Annotated in this window: 17 protein-coding genes and 2 pseudogenes; 4 read left to right on the plus strand and 15 right to left on the minus strand. The window is 40.9% G+C overall.

Translation table 11 applies throughout. From position 1 onward, the window contains the following. Positions 1 to 3 precede the first annotated feature (3 nt). From L1028_RS25510 to L1028_RS25525, 4 genes are all read right to left on the minus strand, one after another. On the minus strand, positions 4 to 837 hold the full coding sequence (locus L1028_RS25510) for a carbohydrate ABC transporter permease (protein ID WP_423803090.1): 834 nt from the start codon (positions 835 to 837) through the stop codon (positions 4 to 6). A 59-nt stretch (positions 838 to 896) separates the two neighbouring features. Then, on the minus strand, positions 897 to 1,763 hold the full coding sequence (locus L1028_RS25515) for a carbohydrate ABC transporter permease (RefSeq protein WP_234540790.1): 867 nt from the start codon (positions 1,761 to 1,763) through the stop codon (positions 897 to 899). 203 nt (positions 1,764 to 1,966) lie between these two features. Then, the gene (locus L1028_RS25520) at positions 1,967 to 3,454 is read right to left on the minus strand and encodes a DUF4179 domain-containing protein (RefSeq protein ID WP_234540760.1); all 1,488 of its coding nucleotides are present in this window, start codon (positions 3,452 to 3,454) and stop codon (positions 1,967 to 1,969) included. Positions 3,455 to 3,474: 20 nt separating this feature from the next. Further along, the gene (locus tag L1028_RS25525) at positions 3,475 to 3,936 is read right to left on the minus strand and encodes an RNA polymerase sigma factor (RefSeq protein ID WP_423803091.1); all 462 of its coding nucleotides are present in this window, start codon (positions 3,934 to 3,936) and stop codon (positions 3,475 to 3,477) included. A 217-nt stretch (positions 3,937 to 4,153) separates the two neighbouring features. Between L1028_RS25525 and L1028_RS25530 the strand changes: the two genes are divergently transcribed. Continuing rightward, complete coding sequence (locus L1028_RS25530) at positions 4,154 to 4,909, plus strand: DeoR/GlpR family DNA-binding transcription regulator (protein ID WP_234540761.1); 756 nt, start codon at positions 4,154 to 4,156, stop codon at positions 4,907 to 4,909. Positions 4,910 to 5,222: 313 nt separating this feature from the next. Here the strand turns inward: L1028_RS25530 and L1028_RS25535 are convergent, their stop codons facing one another. The 10 genes and pseudogenes from L1028_RS25535 to L1028_RS25585 all read right to left on the minus strand — a co-directional run bounded on the left by L1028_RS25535 (position 5,223) and on the right by L1028_RS25585 (position 14,020). Then, entirely contained in the window at positions 5,223 to 6,296 is a 1,074-nt protein-coding gene (locus L1028_RS25535) for a Gfo/Idh/MocA family protein (RefSeq protein WP_234540762.1), read from the minus strand. 17 nt (positions 6,297 to 6,313) lie between these two features. Then, a complete protein-coding gene (locus L1028_RS25540) occupies positions 6,314 to 7,129 on the minus strand; it encodes a sugar phosphate isomerase/epimerase family protein (RefSeq protein ID WP_234540763.1) in 816 nt (271 codons plus the stop codon). Positions 7,130 to 7,273: 144 nt separating this feature from the next. Further along, on the minus strand, positions 7,274 to 9,658 hold the full coding sequence (locus L1028_RS25545) for a polyprenyl synthetase family protein (protein WP_234540765.1): 2,385 nt from the start codon (positions 9,656 to 9,658) through the stop codon (positions 7,274 to 7,276). 281 nt (positions 9,659 to 9,939) lie between these two features. Continuing rightward, positions 9,940 to 10,077, minus strand: a pseudogene (locus L1028_RS25550) (saccharopine dehydrogenase); the annotation flags it as partial. A gap of 120 nt (positions 10,078 to 10,197) precedes the next feature. Beyond that, positions 10,198 to 10,734 (minus strand): hypothetical protein, encoded by a 537-nt coding sequence (locus L1028_RS25555; RefSeq protein WP_234540767.1) that lies wholly within the window; start codon positions 10,732 to 10,734, stop codon positions 10,198 to 10,200. 151 nt (positions 10,735 to 10,885) lie between these two features. Beyond that, entirely contained in the window at positions 10,886 to 11,920 is a 1,035-nt protein-coding gene (locus L1028_RS31565; protein WP_341482583.1) for a right-handed parallel beta-helix repeat-containing protein, read from the minus strand. 294 nt (positions 11,921 to 12,214) lie between these two features. Continuing rightward, on the minus strand, positions 12,215 to 12,562 hold the full coding sequence (locus L1028_RS25570; protein ID WP_234540769.1) for a DMT family transporter: 348 nt from the start codon (positions 12,560 to 12,562) through the stop codon (positions 12,215 to 12,217). 17 nt (positions 12,563 to 12,579) lie between these two features. Continuing rightward, positions 12,580 to 12,906 (minus strand): DMT family transporter, encoded by a 327-nt coding sequence (locus tag L1028_RS25575; RefSeq protein ID WP_279306916.1) that lies wholly within the window; start codon positions 12,904 to 12,906, stop codon positions 12,580 to 12,582. 12 nt (positions 12,907 to 12,918) lie between these two features. Further along, positions 12,919 to 13,458 carry a TetR/AcrR family transcriptional regulator gene (locus L1028_RS25580; protein WP_234540771.1) on the minus strand — a complete coding sequence of 180 codons (540 nt, stop codon included), beginning with the start codon at positions 13,456 to 13,458 and terminating at the stop codon, positions 12,919 to 12,921. Positions 13,459 to 13,543: 85 nt separating this feature from the next. Next, complete coding sequence (locus tag L1028_RS25585) at positions 13,544 to 14,020, minus strand: GNAT family N-acetyltransferase (RefSeq protein ID WP_234540773.1); 477 nt, start codon at positions 14,018 to 14,020, stop codon at positions 13,544 to 13,546. Between the two features lie 125 nt (positions 14,021 to 14,145). On the opposite strand from L1028_RS25585, the gene L1028_RS25590 reads away from it, so the two are divergent. The 3 genes and pseudogenes from L1028_RS25590 to L1028_RS31780 form a co-directional block, all read left to right on the plus strand. Further along, a complete protein-coding gene (locus L1028_RS25590; RefSeq protein ID WP_234540775.1) occupies positions 14,146 to 15,813 on the plus strand; it encodes a ribonuclease J in 1,668 nt (555 codons plus the stop codon). Positions 15,814 to 16,052: 239 nt separating this feature from the next. Then, positions 16,053 to 16,721 (plus strand): helix-turn-helix domain-containing protein, encoded by a 669-nt coding sequence (locus L1028_RS25595; protein ID WP_234540777.1) that lies wholly within the window; start codon positions 16,053 to 16,055, stop codon positions 16,719 to 16,721. 265 nt (positions 16,722 to 16,986) lie between these two features. Beyond that, positions 16,987 to 17,169, plus strand: a pseudogene (locus L1028_RS31780) (DUF5823 family protein); the annotation flags it as partial. 137 nt (positions 17,170 to 17,306) lie between these two features. On the opposite strand, the gene L1028_RS25600 reads toward L1028_RS31780, so the two are convergent. After that, entirely contained in the window at positions 17,307 to 18,863 is a 1,557-nt protein-coding gene (locus L1028_RS25600) for an ABC-F family ATP-binding cassette domain-containing protein (protein WP_234540779.1), read from the minus strand. Between the last annotated feature and the right edge of the window lie 178 nt (positions 18,864 to 19,041).

Raw genomic sequence — 19,041 nt, forward strand, 5'->3', positions numbered from 1 at the left:
CAATCAACCTTTGATACCAGACAATTGAACGCCTTCAATAAAATACGATTCCGCATACAGAAATAGCATCACCATGGGAGCCATATAAAGTATGGATGCAGCAAAAGCAATTCCTCTCTCGCCTTCATTGATCCTCGATAAATAGACTGACAATGGCTGCTTAAACGGATCATCTAGAAAAATAAGCGGCTGCTCCACCATATTCCAATAATCAACGAACAATAATATGACAAGTGCTGCCAGGCCAGGTTTAATCATCGGAACAATAATCTTGTAAAAGATAAGCAAATGTCCGGCTCCATCCATTTTGCTCGCTTCGATATAGGCGTACGGTATATCCAACATGAATTGCCTAAGCATAAACACACCAAAAGCTGCGAAAATTCCTGGCAATATAATCGCATATGAGCTATCTAATAATCCTAGCTTATCCGCCATAATATAGTTCGGTACTAGCGTCACTTGGAAAGGCATAAGCATCGTTAGGACGTAGATTAGAAACAAAGGATCTCGTCCCCGAAATTTAAGCTTCGAAAAAGCATAGGCAGCGAGTGCTGCTACCAATGTTTGTCCTGCAATGATGGGCACAACCATGAACACTGAGTTCCAGAACATCGTCAGATATTTAGGGTTGTCTAGGAGAACCTTAGTATACTGGTCCAAGGACACTTGATCCGGCAGCAATTTTAAATTTACAAAAGGATCTTCTCTCCCTTCAATCACCTCATTCATCTGCCCGATAGGGCCATAATTGATCTCAATTTCTTTCTCTGTCATAAGCGAATTTGTGAATGTGATCACAATTGGGAATAATAACAAGACTGCAATAACAGCCATGACGAATGTTAATGCCCCTTTTCGTAATACTTTAACTACTGGCACAACCCTGTTCACCCCTATTCCATGAATTGTCGATGCCTACGCTCAAATGCAAACAATCCCAACACAATCAATAAAATACAACCAAACATTAAGGTCGCCGCAGCTGTCAGCTTCTGAATATCGAGCGACATGAACATGTTGTTCATATAATGCTGCATCATATATATGCTATCGTGCGGATAATCACCTGCGATTAAATACGTTTCGCGAAACACTTTGAATGAATTAATAATCGACATGATGACTACAAAAAACATCGAAGAGGTTAGATAGACAAGCGTAATACTGCGAAACTGCCGCAATCGTCCAGCACCTTCAATTTGAGCCGTTTCATAATAATCCTTCGGAATTTGCTGCAATCCTGCCAAGAATAAAATCACGTTGTAGCCGATGTTCTTCCATAAATAAACAACAATGATTACATTTCTAGCCGCATTCGTCTTCATCCAATCCACACGATGGATACCGAAGTTGTTCAGCCATGCGTTAAGCGAGCCATTCCAATCGAAGAGCATCTGCCAGATCAGAATAATAGAGGCGACAGGTACGACAAGCGGCAACACGTATCCAGTCCTCAGCCAATTCCGAAGATATGTATTTTTATTCAATAACATCGCTAGTCCTAACGAGAGTACAAGCATTAGTGGAACACTTATCGCGCTAAAATAAAATGTATTGGATGCTGCTTTACGGAAGGACTCGCTCTCTAACAGCTCTCGGTAATTATCAAACCCTACAAAATGGCCCTCTATCGTGCTGTCCATAAAAGAATAGAATACTCCCATAACAAACGGTATAAGGTAAAACAACGCGAAGCCGATACCGCTTGGTGCCAGGAACATCATTGCCGCTGAGCCATCCTTTCGGAGCCATTTCTTCATACTTGGGTTTTTCATTCTTTCAGTAACCTCCTTCATGTACTTAGAATAAGAAAAACTATTTAAAAAGAAGTGCGGTATATATTAAGTATTTCTTAAATTTCAAGGAATGAAGAGGTGGGATCACAGAAAAACCGTTGATAGAATTATCAACGGCTAATGAGTTAATATAAAATTCATTCTTTTGTCTAATGATTCATTGCTTTCTAATTCTTCGCGTACAACTCCACAGCCTGCGTATCCATAATTGGATTTATATATTTCTCTAACGTTATAGTCAATGGCTGAGGATAGTTCTTCGCTTCTGCTCCAAAAATATAAATAAACTCATCCACGCCTGGCCCATCCTGTGACCTCATTAATCCGCCAAAATTTAATACCGCGCTCCTATTTGTAGTATATCCAGACTGATGCACTTTCCCTTCTCCGTCCGTGAAGGTTTCAGACGTACGGGTATAATGGTTCAAATATTGAGCATTCTCAAACTTATGTCTTAAGAGAATCGTTCCTTCCATAGCATCATTCTCTGGAGTTGGCGTGACTAACTCAAGTCCACTTCCGGGCGCTTCAATAAGCTGATACTTGTTAAGATCGACGACAATTTTCATTTGATCCTTTTCGACTGCCGAAATTCCAAATGCTTTCAACGAGACGCTGTCTGGCTTGCTCTCTACAATCTTTTTATTGTCTCTGAACACCAGCGTAGTCTTGGAATCGTCCGAGTAGACTTCAGAGTTATCAGCAGTGATAAGTGTGGGATAATAAGACTTCTCCTCAGTGCCTTCATGCTTACTGATTAGAACTGGGTTGATCAATTGAAAAATCCGTTTATCATTGTTTTGATCATACTCCAGATCCACATAGGTGCTAAGCGGAGTAAATTGGACCCCAGCTACTTTAATCTTTTGTCCGTCTACGGTCAGCGTTCCGTCTGTATCCAGTATACGTTCATGTGCTTTGAGCATATCAGGATCAAGCTCGAAAGCAACATCTAGGCTAGTCCGATACTTATTGCTACTGGATAGGAGAGCCTTATCTGAAGTTTCGGTAAGAATAATATTATAGTTAACTTTCTTTGGATATTTAATTGTTGGTGAAAGATTATTTGAGTATATAAAATCCATAGACTGCCCAGGTTGAATTCGGCTCTCGCTAGCGAGCATACTTAATGATGCGCCTTTGTGAAGAGGCGACTCCTTTATTCCTTCAAATTGAAGCTCAAAATCCGCGTGTATAACTACTTCGTCCGTATTGTTCTGAACACTGTATAAAACATAAACTTTCCGTCCATCTGTAACGGCACCTGTCACATCTATCCGGTAACCCTTGTTTTCCGCACTTTGACCGACCGGCACAATGAGATTCTGCTCAAGAGCACTGGCCAGTGCAGGCTCTAACCTTGAGAACGAGCGATAAGCTTTGAAATTATCCGTGTTTTTAGTGCTTGCCGATTGTACTGAAGGTTGTGCCACCTTATTTGGTAATCCGATTGTTGAGTATGTAAACAGTAACGCAACCGCTGCAGCTGCAACCACACCCATTCCTGTAGTATAAATGCGCCGTTTCTCTTGCTTTTTCCCTTTTGCAATTCCTTTTCTCATGGCGTTGTAAATTTTCATCTCCTGTATTGCTTCGACATTTTGCTGCACTTCATCGATGTTCTTATGTAGAATACGTTCTTCTTTTTCTGTCATTCCGTTCACCTCCAATATTGCTATAAATAGCTCCGAAGCTGTTTGAGTCCCTCTCGAAGCCAAGTCTTAATGGTACCTTCTGGTCTTTTTAGTACTTTAGCAATTTCGATTGTGGTCATGTCATGGTAGTATTTCAGCGTTACGACATGCCGGTATTTAGGTTTTATCTGATTCATCGCACGCTCCAGATCAATTCGGTCATTACTCTTCATTTCCTGTGCCGCTTCCTCCACCATCTTTTCCGCAACAATCACACGCTTTTTGCGCCGTAGCTCATCCATACAGCAATTAATCGTTATTCGAATCAGCCAGGGTGTGAAGGACTGTTCGTCCTTTAATTTTTTGCGTTTCATCCATGCCCTGCATGACGCTTCTTGGATCACTTCCAGCGTGTCTGCCTCTGTTCGCAGATAACTGTAGGCAATAGCGTACATTTTTCGATGCTCCACATACAAACGACTAAAAAAAGCTTCTTCATCCATTTGTGCAAAATCCACCATTCTGACTTCATCCATTGTGTTTTCCACCTTCCACCACCCCCTCTTTCTTATATCAGGAAAATGCATCCACATCATATATCTATAAGTAAGACGGAGTTGTACGTAAAAACGATTGATTTTTTTCAAATTCATTTCATATGTAGTAAAATAGTAACGTTAAGTACAACCTTTAAAGCATTTTGTGAAAAGAGGTGGATCGGTGCTAAAAGCTGACAGACAGGCGTATATCCTAAAAAAAGTAGAGACCGAAGGCCGCGTCGTTGTCCAAGAATTAACACATGAATTAAATGTAACAGAAGATACCATTCGAAAAGACTTACAAAGCCTGTCGAAGCTGGGACTTCTCAAACGAATTCATGGTGGAGCTCATAGCCTTATTAGTGACATGAAAGATTTCAATTCACGTGTAGAATTTAATAGCCAGACCAAAGCTGACTTAGCTAAACGAGCTTGCATGCTTATTGAGAATGCAAAGGTTATCTTTATTGATGGCGGGTCCACAAATTTAAAAGTAGCTGAGAACATCCCTGAGCATTTTGATGGAAGAATTATTACGAATTCCCCCTCCATTGCGTTATCGCTATGCCGGTTGTCCAAAGTTAGTATAACCTTGTTAGGTGGCGACCTCGATAAAAAAAACAAAGTGTTATTAGGAGCCGCAACGCTTAGAGCGATACAGCAAATCCATTTGGATCTTACAATCCTTGGCGTATCCACGCTGGATTCAAAGGTGGGCATAACTGTCCCCTCTTATGAGGAATCTATTATTAAGAATCAACTCTTTGAACAGTCCTCCTTGGTTCTCGCTATAGCTACGAAAGAAAAGCTGGAGAAAATATCATCCTTTTTTGTAGCAGACGTATCCTCATTGGACTATTTAATCACTGAAAACTCAGTAGATAATAAGACTATTGATACCTATACAAAACTTGGAGTTAACGTGGTTACAATATAGTTCATTTCTTCTGAAGACCAAAAAAAGAACACCATTGAAGATTGTGCTCATCTCTCGTTTATAAAATTCTTGATCGCGTCATACGAATCATGATTATGCTGCAACTTTACAAGCTTCATAGAGGAAACGCCACAGTCTTTCTATGACCTCGAAAATCTAGTGAGATCCCTCGTATTTGATCTGTTTGCTTCATTAACCCGAAAGTTGATTGACGTCTCCGCCTAAACCATGAAGAAATATAAAAGGCTCTCCATCATCTTCATAATGAAACCGAATGTGATCGTAGGTAAAGTACGGCACATTATTCCCTCCTTTATAACGGACCAGAAACGTCACTTAGGTAAATTGTATCTCCAGTCTTCATTGATTCTTCAACAGCGAGCATCGCTCTCATCGTAGCCATCCCATCCTCAATTGTTGCACCTATGCCTTGCTTATTGTGCAGAACAGAATCTGCGAAACCTTCAATCTGCAATCTATAAATATGGCCATCGGCTCCAAGTGGTCTGTGGTAGCTACTATCACTAGCTTTGAAGATTTCTACATCGCTTGATTTTAATGTCCAAGGGTTGTATGTCTTTCCTACTACTGATCCGAATTCACCATAAATTTGGAATCCTTCATGCCAATCCATCCGAACCGCAATGGTCAAATCCAATTGAGCTACAAAGCCGCTTTCAAACTCCGCAGTAATAAACCAACAATAGGCACCGAACTTTTGCGTATTCCATGCTTTCACACTTACAATATTTCCACCTAGATATCTTGCGGTATCGAACAAATGGCTGCCATGACCTAAAATATAGTAGCGTTCCTTGTTCGCTTTTGGATCTCCAGCAGGTCTCTTTATATTTTTACCGGATATAATCACTGGCTGAACATTCTCGGTGACGGTATATCGATAGGTGGAATCACAATACCAAGCTTTTAGGCCAATAATCTCACCCATTTCATGATCCACAAACTCTTTAGCTGCTACTATACCGGGGTCAAATCTCTTCATATTCCCCACTTGCACTTTAAGATCGGTACGATCCACAAGCTCTTTTAATTCTTCCACTTCTTCGATGGATACGCCTAGAGGTTTTTCTACCAAGACATGTTTGCCTGCACGCACCGCTTGTTTAGCTGCCTCTACATGAAATTGATCGGCAATGCCAATAACTACAGCATCTACGCTCGGGTCCGCCAGCATTTGATCATAATCCGTATATATCTTGTCGGGTTCATAGATAGCATTCATTCTTTGGAGCAAGTATTCGTCCACATCGCATATTGCGTAAAGATGAGCATTACGTGAACGCCTTATAGAGTCAAAATGTGCCGCTTGTGAAATCTGACCGCAGCCTAACACACCAATGTTCAACAATTTGTTTTCCTTTTTCATATTCATGTCCTCCTATTCTAGTTAATGTAATTCAAAGCATGCGCTACATCGTCCTCAGCTAACCCATGCATAATAACTGGACCGTCATAAACCTTACTTAATTCATTCAGATATTCCTTTAAGGGCAAGTTTCCTTTACCCACTGGTGCAAAAGTGATCTTCTCTTCGGTTACAAAAGCATCTTTGCAATGCGCAATGGCAATGTGCTCCTTCAGCACTGTTAGGGTTTTTGAAATCTTACCTAAGAGGTTCTTATGATCCTGTGGGGTTACTAGATTTACTGCATCGTAGAGAACCTTAAGGTAAGGTGTATCCAGATCCCTCAATAGTCTTAAAGCATCTTCTGCCGTACTCACCACATTGGCTTGTTCAGGTTCAAATACTAGCGTTACTTGATTGTCTTCTGCAATATTCAGCATCCATGTAAGACTATTACGCAATAGTGACCACGCCCTCACTGAATGATTGTCAGGATGAGGACTCCAGAAATTTTCTTGATTCAAGCTACCCGTAGAAATAGAAACATACGGCACAGCTAATGCTGCAGCAGCCTCAACTACAGTCTTAAAACACTGCTGATTCTCAACTTTCTTCTCCTCATTTAGCTCCAGCGTATTAAACGTCCCTGAGATCACAGCAATGCTAACTCCACTGTTTATTGATGCTTCTTTGATTTGAAGGATAATCTCCTGACTAATTTCTTTAGGTAAACTCGCCAACCCCACGTTAGCAAAATTAAATTGAACGGTACTCATGCCTTGGGCTTTGATTTTGTGTAAGGCGATCTCCAGTTCATAGTTCGAGTATACTTTAGAGAAAATCCCTAGCTTCACAAGTTACACCTCTATTATCTATTTTCAACTTCATCATACACGCAGTTTCGATTATAAACAATAAAATCCAATTACCGTAAAGAACTAATAATCTGCAAAAAAATACAAAAAGTGCTGGCAATAATGCCAACACTCTATAATCAATTATCGATTTCGATTAATCATGTAATTCAATAAATGCTTCAGAAAAGCAATATTTCGAGGAATCTCCTTCAACGCTTCCATGGCGAGACAGTAGTGTTCCCACATTTCTTTTCTTGCGCCGTCTGCTCCAAGGATAGCTACAAACGTTGAATTGTTATTCTCCACATCCTGCCCTATCGGCTTCCCTAATAAATGATGATCCCCTTCCAAATCGAGCAAATCATCTTTAATCTGAAAGGCAATCCCCGCATGGTAGGCAAATTTTTTCAAAGACAGAATTTCTGACTCCTTAATCTGAGCGAGAATGGCTGGCATCACTAATGAAGCTTCAAATGCAATTCCGGTCTTATAAAAGCAAATCATATTTAATTGCTCTAGCGTCAACGCTTTCCCCTTAGAATTCAAATCCATCGCCTGACCCATACATATATCTTCTGCTTTTTGGGCTGAATACTGCATCAAGGCAAGCACAGCTTTTGCATCAAAAGAATGAAGCGACGCCTGTTCCTCGATCGACTTCTGAATCAAAAATAGACCCGTTAACTCCGCTGTGGAGCTATTATACACTTCGTGTAGAGTTGCACGCCCCCTTCGGGTTGAGGCATTATCCTGGGACGGAAGATCATCGAAGATTAGAGAAGCGGTGTGCATATATTCCAAAGATCTCAGAAGCGGCACAATTGCTGATTCATCTAGACCATATTCGTTAACACCCATGACCCAAGTCAATATAGGTCTTATCCGCTTGCCGTCGCCTGTTAGACTATAATTAGCCGCATCAATAAGCAGCTCTTTCATTTCTGGCGTCCCGTCTGGCTTGGCTATCAGCAATTGTTTATTGATTTGATCGCGGACCTTTTGGATCGTATCTCGAAATTCCACTTTTTCCTTCTTGCTGTTTTTTAGATTCAAAAGCAACTGATCCCTGAGCAGTTTATCGAAAAAATCCACATCATCTGCTTTCTGCACCATCTGCTGCACAACAAGGTTAAATGCTGGTTGACCAGAAGCAAAGATCTCCATGATCTCTTTATACTTTTCAACCCCTACACGTTCTTTACAGCGCTTGAGTCCATTGATGGCTCGATCTAAGATTACCTCACGGGTTTTAGGATCAGAGCGATACACGGTGTGTATTAAATGGGAAATAACCGTCCAGTATAATTCAAAAGGATTGATCAGATCTGTACGTTGGCCACGGTATTTTAAATAATAAGTATAGGGGGTTACCGCTCCCGCTTTCATATCGTCAAACATATCCGCAAAATCATCAGCCAGCTGATTATATAACCCATAGAAAAAGGTGCGTTGATCAAATCCGTCATCTGCTGGAGCACTAATTACGGATCGGACAATTAAACGGGAAGAAGAGGATTTTAAAATGATGGGTATGAAAAGCTCTTCATTGCTGTATTCAGAATTAGAAAGATCCTTCATACGATCCAATTCCTGTGAATGGAAAAATACAAAAGACTGCTCGAAAAATGCATCCTGTATGTCTTCCCGCTGATACCCTCTAATATACTCAAAAGCCTCCTTGAGCTCCGAATGTACAAATCGAATGAACGGCATGTTCTCTCCGGACCATTCACCCAATTCCGGTACAACTCTATTAAGGATCGCGGTGCGTATCATATGAGAATACTGTTCTTTCTCTTGGTCGGTTAAGACACTGGAATCAAGAAGATCATCAATGAATGGATAAGTTAGGCCATATGAATAACCAAGTCTAATGGCTTCACCAATCCTCTTGGATCGCTCCACAGGCGGTACGTCATCGTCCATTTCTTCCATCACATGGAGAATCACCCCAATAATGATCTTGATTAATTTACGCTGCGCTTGCTCGGGATTCATTTCCTTCGGAAGATGTGCTGATACCTGCTTAAGTTTGTCTATCACCCAAATCGTGGCCGTTTCAACGCCTTCCTTCTGAGCCCAACGGTAAATCCCGGTGAAACTCATGAAATCCGACTGATCCTCCGAACTTGTGGAGCCTGGAAGAATCATCTGATTTCTAATGTCGGCAACCATACGCTTAATCCGGAGCTGTGTATTCGGCGAATCCAAAGCTTGCCCCAGATCTCTCATATAAAGATAGGAAACACTTCGATCCAAATAATCATCCAATTTACCGGTTTGATTCAGCCATCCTAGATATCTATGATAATCCTGAGAATCAGGTTTCCTTTTTCCTCTTGATAAAAAGGACAACCATGAACGGCGATGAATATGGTTCTTCTTCCACAATTGAAAATCTTCAATCAAGGTAGACACATAAGTTTTTTCTTTGAACTGTTCACGAAGAGATGCAAAATACTGAGCCGCCTTCTGCTCAGCGATCGAATATCCTGTATCGGCGTAATCTGTAAATTTTTCATTCATAGGTGATGACCTCAACTTCTCTTTTTGTTAACATGACCCATTAGGGAAGAACAGAATTTCTTCCTGAATGAAATGTTCATCAGTTAATACGGTCAAAACTCTTTTGGGTTACGAAAAAGAAGCTTGACTAATCAAGCTTCTTTCAAAATTACTATACACAAATTATTCTATTTAGATTAATCTGCATTATGCTCCTTTACTTGGATCTTTAGCGAGAGAGTCGATCCTAATTCCTTTTGTATAAATGCTAAGTCTGTTATCTGCTCGACATGATAGGCTATAGCCAGCATTTTAGTAACGAAGACTGAGTCCAGACAAAATCGTGTGGAGACGGACGATGCTTTGAGCGTTCGGGCAAGCGTCTGTTGATCTGAGAATGGGAAACGATAGGCATGGCAACTCCCTAAATCGTCACCAAAGTGATTATAGGTATAGATATCACAGCTATCTAACTCATTTATATGAACATTATTTTATAGAAAAAAATAGTTCCCTCTCTATCCATTATGAGGAACGAACCGAAGGGGTACTATTTAAAATTACTTCGTATCTATGGAAATAGACAGCCTTCCATTGGATTCAATTAAAGAAACTTTAGCGTTATCCGTCTGCCATACCCTACGAAAGTTTGTACCTTCGCCCTCTTTTTCCATATCTGCTGTGCTACCTTCACTGTTAGTGGTAGGCTCACCGAGCTGTTGCGTAATCTCTTGCATTAATTTTTCCTTGCTAGCTTCCTTAAAGTGAATCGTCTCTCCAATCACTTTTCCGGTGTCATCATACGCGACCTGAAGAGCTGCCTCGTGATTCACAATCTTCTCGTTATATTCGCGGGATAAAAGAGTAGAATTCGTACCTTCATTACGTTTAGGTGCGCCTTCGCCGAGAGATTGGACAACTTGCGTATCCTCTTTTCCAATTAAAGTGGCTAGTGAGTCAAGGCTATAACTTTCCTCAGCTCCGCTTGGCGCAATTGTTGGAGGTGGTAGCTGGGATTTATCTGGAACTGGTTTTGAGCATGCACTAAGTGCAAGGACCGTAAGCAGTAACAAAAAAGTCTGTTTTAATTTCATCATGGGTTTCATTCCCTTCGTTGCTAGCTCTTGATGTATTTTTTACAATTTACTGAACGATTATGTATTGGTGGAACCAAATCCGTCCAAAAAAGACGATATCTCATGAAGTCAAATGACTTTGAGATACCGTCCTGCATCATAAACCTTTCAATTAAAGGGAAGCTGCGGCTTGGCTGACCCAAGTCACTAATTGAGCTGCATCAACGGTATCCCCTTTTCGCAGTTTCAGCGTTTTTCTCTCTGAGAGTCCTTCGAACATCCCTTCTGGAAACACGAGCTCATTCGTATTAAAAATAACAAAGCTTACCGCGTCTTTCGATGTTGAGATGGCTGCTGGACCCTGATGTGGCCCAGAGAAACGTGAAGTAGTAATACCATCAAGCCCAGTACCATTAATATTGATGATGTTAAACACGATATTCTCAAATCCACCGCCATAACCGAACTGGATTGCATCGCGTTGTGTATTGATGATATCGATGTTGGTAAAGGTGACGTTCTTGATGGCATCATTCGATGCCTCTAAATCGATGGCTCCACGTTCTCCACCATATAGATCTTTACTGGTACCACTTGTGATAATCGTAGTGTCTGAGAAAACTATGCCCGCATTATTCTGGAAATGGTAACCAGGGAAAACGGTGTTCATACGAATACCAGAACCACCTACAGTGTCGATGATGTAGTTATGATCAGCCTTATGACCGCCGCCTCCAAAGAATGCTATGGCTGCTGCACGCCAGTTATTCTCAATCGTGTTATAGGAGAAAGTGTTATTTACACCCGCCGGAGCACCATTGGTGTTACTAGTCCATACTGCAAGACCATCATCACCGTTATTTCGTACGTTAGTATTTCGAACAATCGAATTACTAGTGCCTTGGGAGTAGTTGATGCCATCGGCAAGATTGTTCCGAATCCGGTTGTTTTCAACCACAAGCCCACTGGCATAAATAGCAGGTGTATGAGCATAGTCGCCTACCCACATGCCACATTCAAAATGTTCAACCCAGACATCATGGATAATTGAATTGGTACCGAAGTTATCCATAAACCCTTTGTAAATTGCATTTTGTCCATAACGGGATCGCAAATTTGAATTCATGTAAACATTACTAAAATCTAGCTTGCCGCAAATACGGAGTGAAATGCCGCCTCCTGCCGCATGGATACTACTAGCGACCATACAACATACTTGTTACGCATTTTAATTTTAATCCTCCTTAAATATGTTAGATTCTCAAAAATTCACGAACCTATCAAAGTGCTCAAATGGTAGCGTTTTCAATATAGATCATCCAGAGCACATTAAAAAGAACAACACCCTCCCTTCACTTTCAGACACACTCATTATAGATAAATAGCTGCTCAAACTATAAGATGTAATTCTACGGAAAAGGTAAGTGATACCATTATCGCGAAACTATGCGATTTATGGAATCTATGACATCCGTTTAATTAAAAAAGAGCCCGATTTAATTTAACGAGCTCTCTCTTTATCTGCAGAAGGTGCGTTTAATAACACTACCCCTCCTACAATTAATACGATTCCGGCAAAAGTTAGAATACCAAATGGATCTCCCCACACGATAATACCGACAAACGCTGTTAGAACTGTACCTACACCCGACCAAATCGCATAAGCTAAGCTTAACGGTAATTCTCTAAGACTTATGGATAAACTATAAAAAGCAATTACAAAACCAATAATAACCCCTATAGAAGGGAATAATTGCGTAAATCCTTCTGACATTTTCAGCATAGTAGTACCTACGACTTCGCTAGCAATCGCGATACTTAGAGCTATATATCCTACATTTCTTTTCATGCTACAGCCTCCAAATTCTAATGAGCCCCACCAGAAAGCTTCATAATAATTACACCACCAATGATGAGAAGCAGACCAAGTAATTTCTTACGATTAAAGTTTTCTTTATAAATGACTACGCCAATTATAGCTGTCAATGCTGTACCAACCCCTGACCAAATCGCATAAGCCGTACCTAATGGAATTGTTTCAAGCGCTAGAGAAAGACTATAAAATGCAAAGCCCATTCCAAGGATCACACCAATAGAAGGGAATAACCTTTTAAAACCGTTAGATACTTTTAGCATTGAACTGCCAAATACCTCACAGAGGATCGCTGTTGCCAATAATACATATGAATTCAAGATCGCCACTCCTTACTTCGTCATATTTATCAATTCATGAATAACTTTAGTGCGTAATTCATCATCTAACACACCTAATCCGAACATCTCGGAATACCATAATCCATCAGCTGCCAACCTAACGATAGTAGAACGTACAGGATCAATACCATCGTTCTCTATATTTTGTTGCCATGTTGCATATTGATTTTGAAATTTACTAAGAATATCTGGATTCGTGAAAAGAGCAGCCGTTAGTGCGGTGCCGATCTCTTTGCCTTCCTTAAGATCTTCATCTATAGCTTCAGTAATAGCACGACTCCACTTCCCTTTTTCAACCATTTCACTCATAGCCCTATCTTGAACATTGTTAAAAAAATCATTCGTTAGCTCTTCGACCATCCCTATGATCAAAGCTTCTTTATTTGGAAAATGGTGCAGTAGCCCGCCCTTACTAACACCGGCTTCTTTAGCAACAGCTTCAAGCGTAAGCTTCTCTACTCCATTATTCTTAACAACCGTGGAAGCAGCCAATAATATAGTTTTACGTTTAGAATTACTGTTCACGTTCATCACCTCTGCTATTTACTATACCGTCTGGACGGTTTTATTGTCAAATAAAAAACAAGCCTGTTTATTCAGGCTTACAAAACAATAATTAAGATAGCTCTTTAATATACCACGCATCACACGCGAAATGCTCCGAGCCAGCCAAGGGCGCAGGTAAAAGCTGAAATCCATTTTTCGTATAAAAACGGTTAGCTGCATGCATGTTCTGCAAAGTCTCCAGATAACACTTGTTATAATGAAGCTTGGCATAATCCAGAGCCGTAATTAAGAGTTCCGAAGATATCCCACTACCTCTAACGGACGGAGATAAGTACATTTTTTGCAACTCACATATATTGCTCTCATTCCCGAACGGCGCAATTCCGCAACCTCCTAATACTTCTCCTTCCGCTTCTACAACCCAATAGGCCCTATTTTCACTCTGATTGTAATATTCATATAAATGATGCAGGCTATCATCTTCCCAGGCAAGCCCTGCCCTATTCCCGCCAAACTCAATTAGGCAGTTCCTAATGATCTCTTCGATTGTATAATTATCCTTCATTTGTATTCTTCTGATGTTCATGATTAATCTGTCCCCTAACTTTCGAATACCATTTTATTGTTATTCTATTGTACCACCTCAATGAAAGGATAATTATTAAGGGTTTCATACATAATATAGGTGAATTTATAAAAGGAGGGACTTTAATGAAAGTGGCAGCTAAGCAGCTCTGGATTGCAGCGTTAGGCGGTGTAAATGAAATTGGTAAGAATATGTATTTCCTGCAATATGCTGATGATATTATTGTCATTGATTGCGGCTCTAAATTTCCGGACGAAAGTCTATTGGGAATTGACCTCATAATTCCTGATGTTACGTATTTATTAAGCAATCTTGATAAGGTTCGAGCATTAGTAGTTACACATGGACATGAGGATCATATTGGAGGAATTCCATATCTGCTCAAACAACTAAATCTTCCGATCTATGCATCCCGGTTAACCTTAGGCCTAATTGAAAATAAACTGAGGGAACACGGGATATTACGTCAGACTAAGCTTCATGTCATTGATTCTGAGTCTACATTAAAGCTAGGAGCGATTACTACAACGTTCTTTAATACGAATCATAGCATACCGGATTGCCTTGGTGTTGTATTCGATACCCCTGAAGGGACCGTTGTTCATACTGGGGATTTCAAATTTGACATGACTCCCGTTAATAAGCAGTATCCCGATATACATAAAATGGCCGATATCGGGAAGAATGGTGTAAAGTTCCTGCTCTCAGAGAGTACTAATGCAGAACGACCAGGCTTCACCCCCTCTGAGAAGCTCGTTGGTGCTCATATAGAAGAAGCATTCATGAAAGCTGACCGCAGAATTTTTATTTCTACTTTTGCTTCAAATGTACATCGACTACAACAGATCATTGAAGCTGCTCAGTTAACCAATCGTAGATTAACCTTATTAGGCAGAAGTATGGTGAATGTTGTTCGGGTAGCCCAAGAACTAGGATACTTGACCATTCCGGATAACATGCTGATCGAGCCTACAGAAGCTGCTAAACTCCCCCCAGAGCAAGTAACTGTATTATGTACAGGCAGTCAAGGTGAGCCCATGGCTGCGTTATCGCGACTAGCTAATGCAAGTCATAGGCAGATGGAAATCCAGGCTGGAGACACCGTTCTGATTGCAGCTAATCCCATCCCCGGGAATGAACGTAATGTATCTAGAATTGTCGATAATTTATATGTACTTGGTGCTAAAGTCATCTATGGGTCACGCAGCGAGCTTCATGTGTCTGGGCATGCAAGCCAAGAAGAGCTTAAGTTAATGTTAACCTTGATGAAACCTGAATATTTCATACCGATTCATGGTGAATACCGGATGCTTCATCATCACAGCTTGTTGGCGGAGGCGGTTGGTGTGAATCCCAATAATATCTTTATTTTAAAAAATGGGGACATCGTCGAGTCTTCGTCAGGTGTTGTCCGCCAATCGGGCAAAGTGACTGCTGGACAGATCCTAGTGGATGGTCTTGGGATTGGGGATATTGGGAATGTCGTACTTCGCGATCGTCGCCAGCTGTCGGCAGACGGCATTCTTATTACGGTGATTACACTAAGCCAAGCCGATGGACGTCTATTAAATGAACCGGATACTATATCCAGAGGATTCATCTATGTCCGTAATTCAGAAACTTTAATGGATGAAATCAACCAACTTGTAACTTCCACCCTTCAAAAGATGAGTGAGCCTGACCTTGGCCAATGGAATATCATCAAGCAGACCATCAAGGAGACTCTGAGTAGATTCCTGTATGAAAAAACGAAACGACGTCCGATGATTCTTCCAATCATCATTGAGGTTTAATGTAGTAATTGCACCTGAATAGATATAGGCGAATTTACACTCAATTATGAGTGAGAATCCGCCTTTTTTTTGTTTTATAATTTTTATTACTCTCCTTTTATATATCCTGCTGATAGTATTAGATTCAAGTGCAATTTTCTACATACAGAAGTAGAACTAAGCAAGAATTATCAAAATCCCTTTAAATGGGTGAGGTATATTAATACCAGAACAAGGAGGTGTTTAGACTGTATTACAAGATGATTCATAATAGTATTGAATTTATTGAAAAACACTTGGAAGAAGAACTGAATCTGGACAGAATTGCGAAAGAGGCTGGATTCTCCAAATTTCATTTCCACCGACTCTTTCAGAAATATGTCGGCAAAAGCGTAGCTGAATACATCCGTTCCCGTAGATTGAGTTCTGCTGCCCAGCTACTGCTCTATTCCGAAGAACGCATTCTAGATATTGCAATGCTTTATGGTTTTGATAGCCAGGAGGCTTTTACAAGAGCTTTTAAAGGACTTTATGCTCTCCCCCCAGCTCAATACAGATCTCAGATAAAACTATTGATTCAGGAAAGAGAGGAATTTACCATGTCCGATATTAATGGTTGGTTCATCACCGGAACATCCCCCAGCAAATATAAGGCATCATTAGATATGCAGATTTACCATAAGGGAAGGAACTCAGTATCATTGGAATGTGCAGCAACTGAACCACTCGAAGGGAATGGATTCGGTACTCTAATGCAGCAGTTTGACGCAAAAAAATATCTTGGGAAACGGATGCGGTTTGCCGGCTTTATCCGGACCGAGGAAGTCAGCGACTGGTGCGGCTTATGGATGCGTATTGATGACAAGCTCCAGAATATGCTGGGCTTTGACAACATGCAGTACAGAAGTATTAAAGGAACGGCTTCCTGAAATTTTTACGCTTGTGTGCTAGATATCCCTACAGAGGCGGATTGTATCAACATTGGCATTCTCCTATCGGGATCCGGTAAGATTTGGCTAGATGACTGCACCTTTGAAGAAGTGGGCGTGGACGTTCCCGTCACCGATTCCCGCGCACGGAAAGATGAAATTCCGACGGAACCGCAGAATCTGAAGTTTGAAGCCTAAAGTTTGTTTACCGGAGCAAAGTCTTGAGAAATGATCTATTTTTTATTGTTAAAGTGTCTCACGTCTTGCAGGCTGGATCATCGGTATCCTGGTGGCAAGATTATCCGGACTTATCATAGAAGGAGGAATCGCTCCACACGGTGAACTTGCTTTCTATAAAGTGGGATCACTGCTGTTAATTGTTTATGACTTCACTGTGATCTTTTCGCTCTTTGCCCGGAAATGCAAGATCAAGCTGCCTCAGGTGTGAGACCGTCTTCGGACGGTCTTTTTTTAATTAAAGTTATACATATACATCTATTATATAAAAAAACAGGATACCCTTCGGAGAATCGAAGTAAGGTATCCTGATCCTGTTTATAAGATTCGTTAATTGAACTAGTATACTTAGAATACTTTTGTTGTCCAATCTTCGCAATTCCAGATATCGGTCACAATGTCTTGATAAAAATCTGGTTCGTGAGAGATCATGAGAATGCTTCCCTTATATGCTTTCAGTGCACGTTTCAGTTCATCTTTGGCATCGATATCCAAGTGATTCGTCGGCTCATCCAATACGAGAATGTTGGTCTCACTGTTAATGAGCTTACATAGACGCACTTTAGCTTTTTCTCCACCACTTAGAACAGCAATCTTACTTTCGATATGTTTCGTGGTCAGTCCACATTTGGCAAGGGCAGCACGTACTTCGAATTGTGACAGGGATGGGAATGTATCCCAGATCTCCTCAATACAAGTCTTGTAATTGCCTTCTTTCATTTCTTGCTCAAAGTATCCAATCTCTTGATGGTATCCACGTTCTACCGAACCGGACAATGCTTGGATTTCACCTAAGATGCTGCGAAGCAAGGTGGTTTTACCGATCCCGTTCGCACCGACCAACGCGATCTTTTGTCCACGCTCCATTAACAAATTAAGCGGTCTGGACAACGGTGTGTCATATCCGATAACCAATTCTTTAGCTTCGAAAATCATCTTGCCCGCAGTTTTACCTTCTTTAAAGTTAAACTGTGGTTTTGGCTTCTCTTTTGCAATCTCGATGATTTCCATCTTGTCGAGCTTCTTCTGTCTGGACATCGCCATGTTACGAGTAGCTACGCTCGCTTTGTTACGCGCAACGAAGTCTTTAAGCTCTGCAATTTCTTGTTTCTGACGGTTATAAGCAGATTCAAGCTGTTGTTTTCTCATTTCGTAAACCTGTTGGAATTGCTCATAATCACCCACATAACGGGTCAGCTTTTGATTTTCCATATGGTAGATCAGGTTGATAACGCTGTTCAAGAAAGGCATATCATGTGAGATCAGAATAAATGCATTATCATACTCTTGAAGATAACGTCTCAGCCATTCAATATGCTGCTCATCCAGATAGTTCGTAGGCTCATCTAGGAGCAAAATATCTGGTTTTTCAAGTAACAGCTTCGCTAGCAAGATTTTGGTACGCTGACCACCACTAAGATCAGCTACGTCACGATCCAATCCAATATCTGTGATTCCTAGACCGCGCGCGGTTTCCTGTATCTTCGCATCGATCATGTAGAAATCTTGATTTGTAAGCGTATCTTGGATCGTACCAACTTCTTCAAGCAGCTTTTCCAGCTCTTCAGGCGACACGTCACCCATTCTGCCGTACATGTCATTCATCTCTTGCTCAAGATCAAAGAGGTATTGAAAAGCGCCTCTAAGTACATCTTGAATGGTCATGCCTTGGGTCAACACTGCATGCTGATCGAGGTAGCCAACACGCACCCGTTTGGACCATTCGACTTTACCTTCATCTGGCTGCAGCTTGCCTGTAACAATATTCATAAAAGTGGATTTACCTTCGCCGTTAGCGCCGAATAATCCGATATGCTCGCCTTTTAGAAGACGGAATGAAACATCCTTGAAGATCGCACGATCTCCAAAGCCATGACTTAATCCTTCTACATTTAATATGCTCATTTATGGACACCTTTTTCTTATTTTTCTCGCTATATTATAAGCAGGATTACACAAAAACTCAATGGAGAAGCAAAAAAATATCATATTATGGCCCATTATGCGAAATATCGCAGGTATTCCGTTCCTATCTGCCTCATGAAGATTTTGCGCTGGCGATTACACACCAACTTTTATATGA

Source organism: Paenibacillus pseudetheri (genome assembly GCF_924513355.1).
Classification (GTDB): domain Bacteria; phylum Bacillota; class Bacilli; order Paenibacillales; family Paenibacillaceae; genus Paenibacillus_AQ; species Paenibacillus_AQ pseudetheri.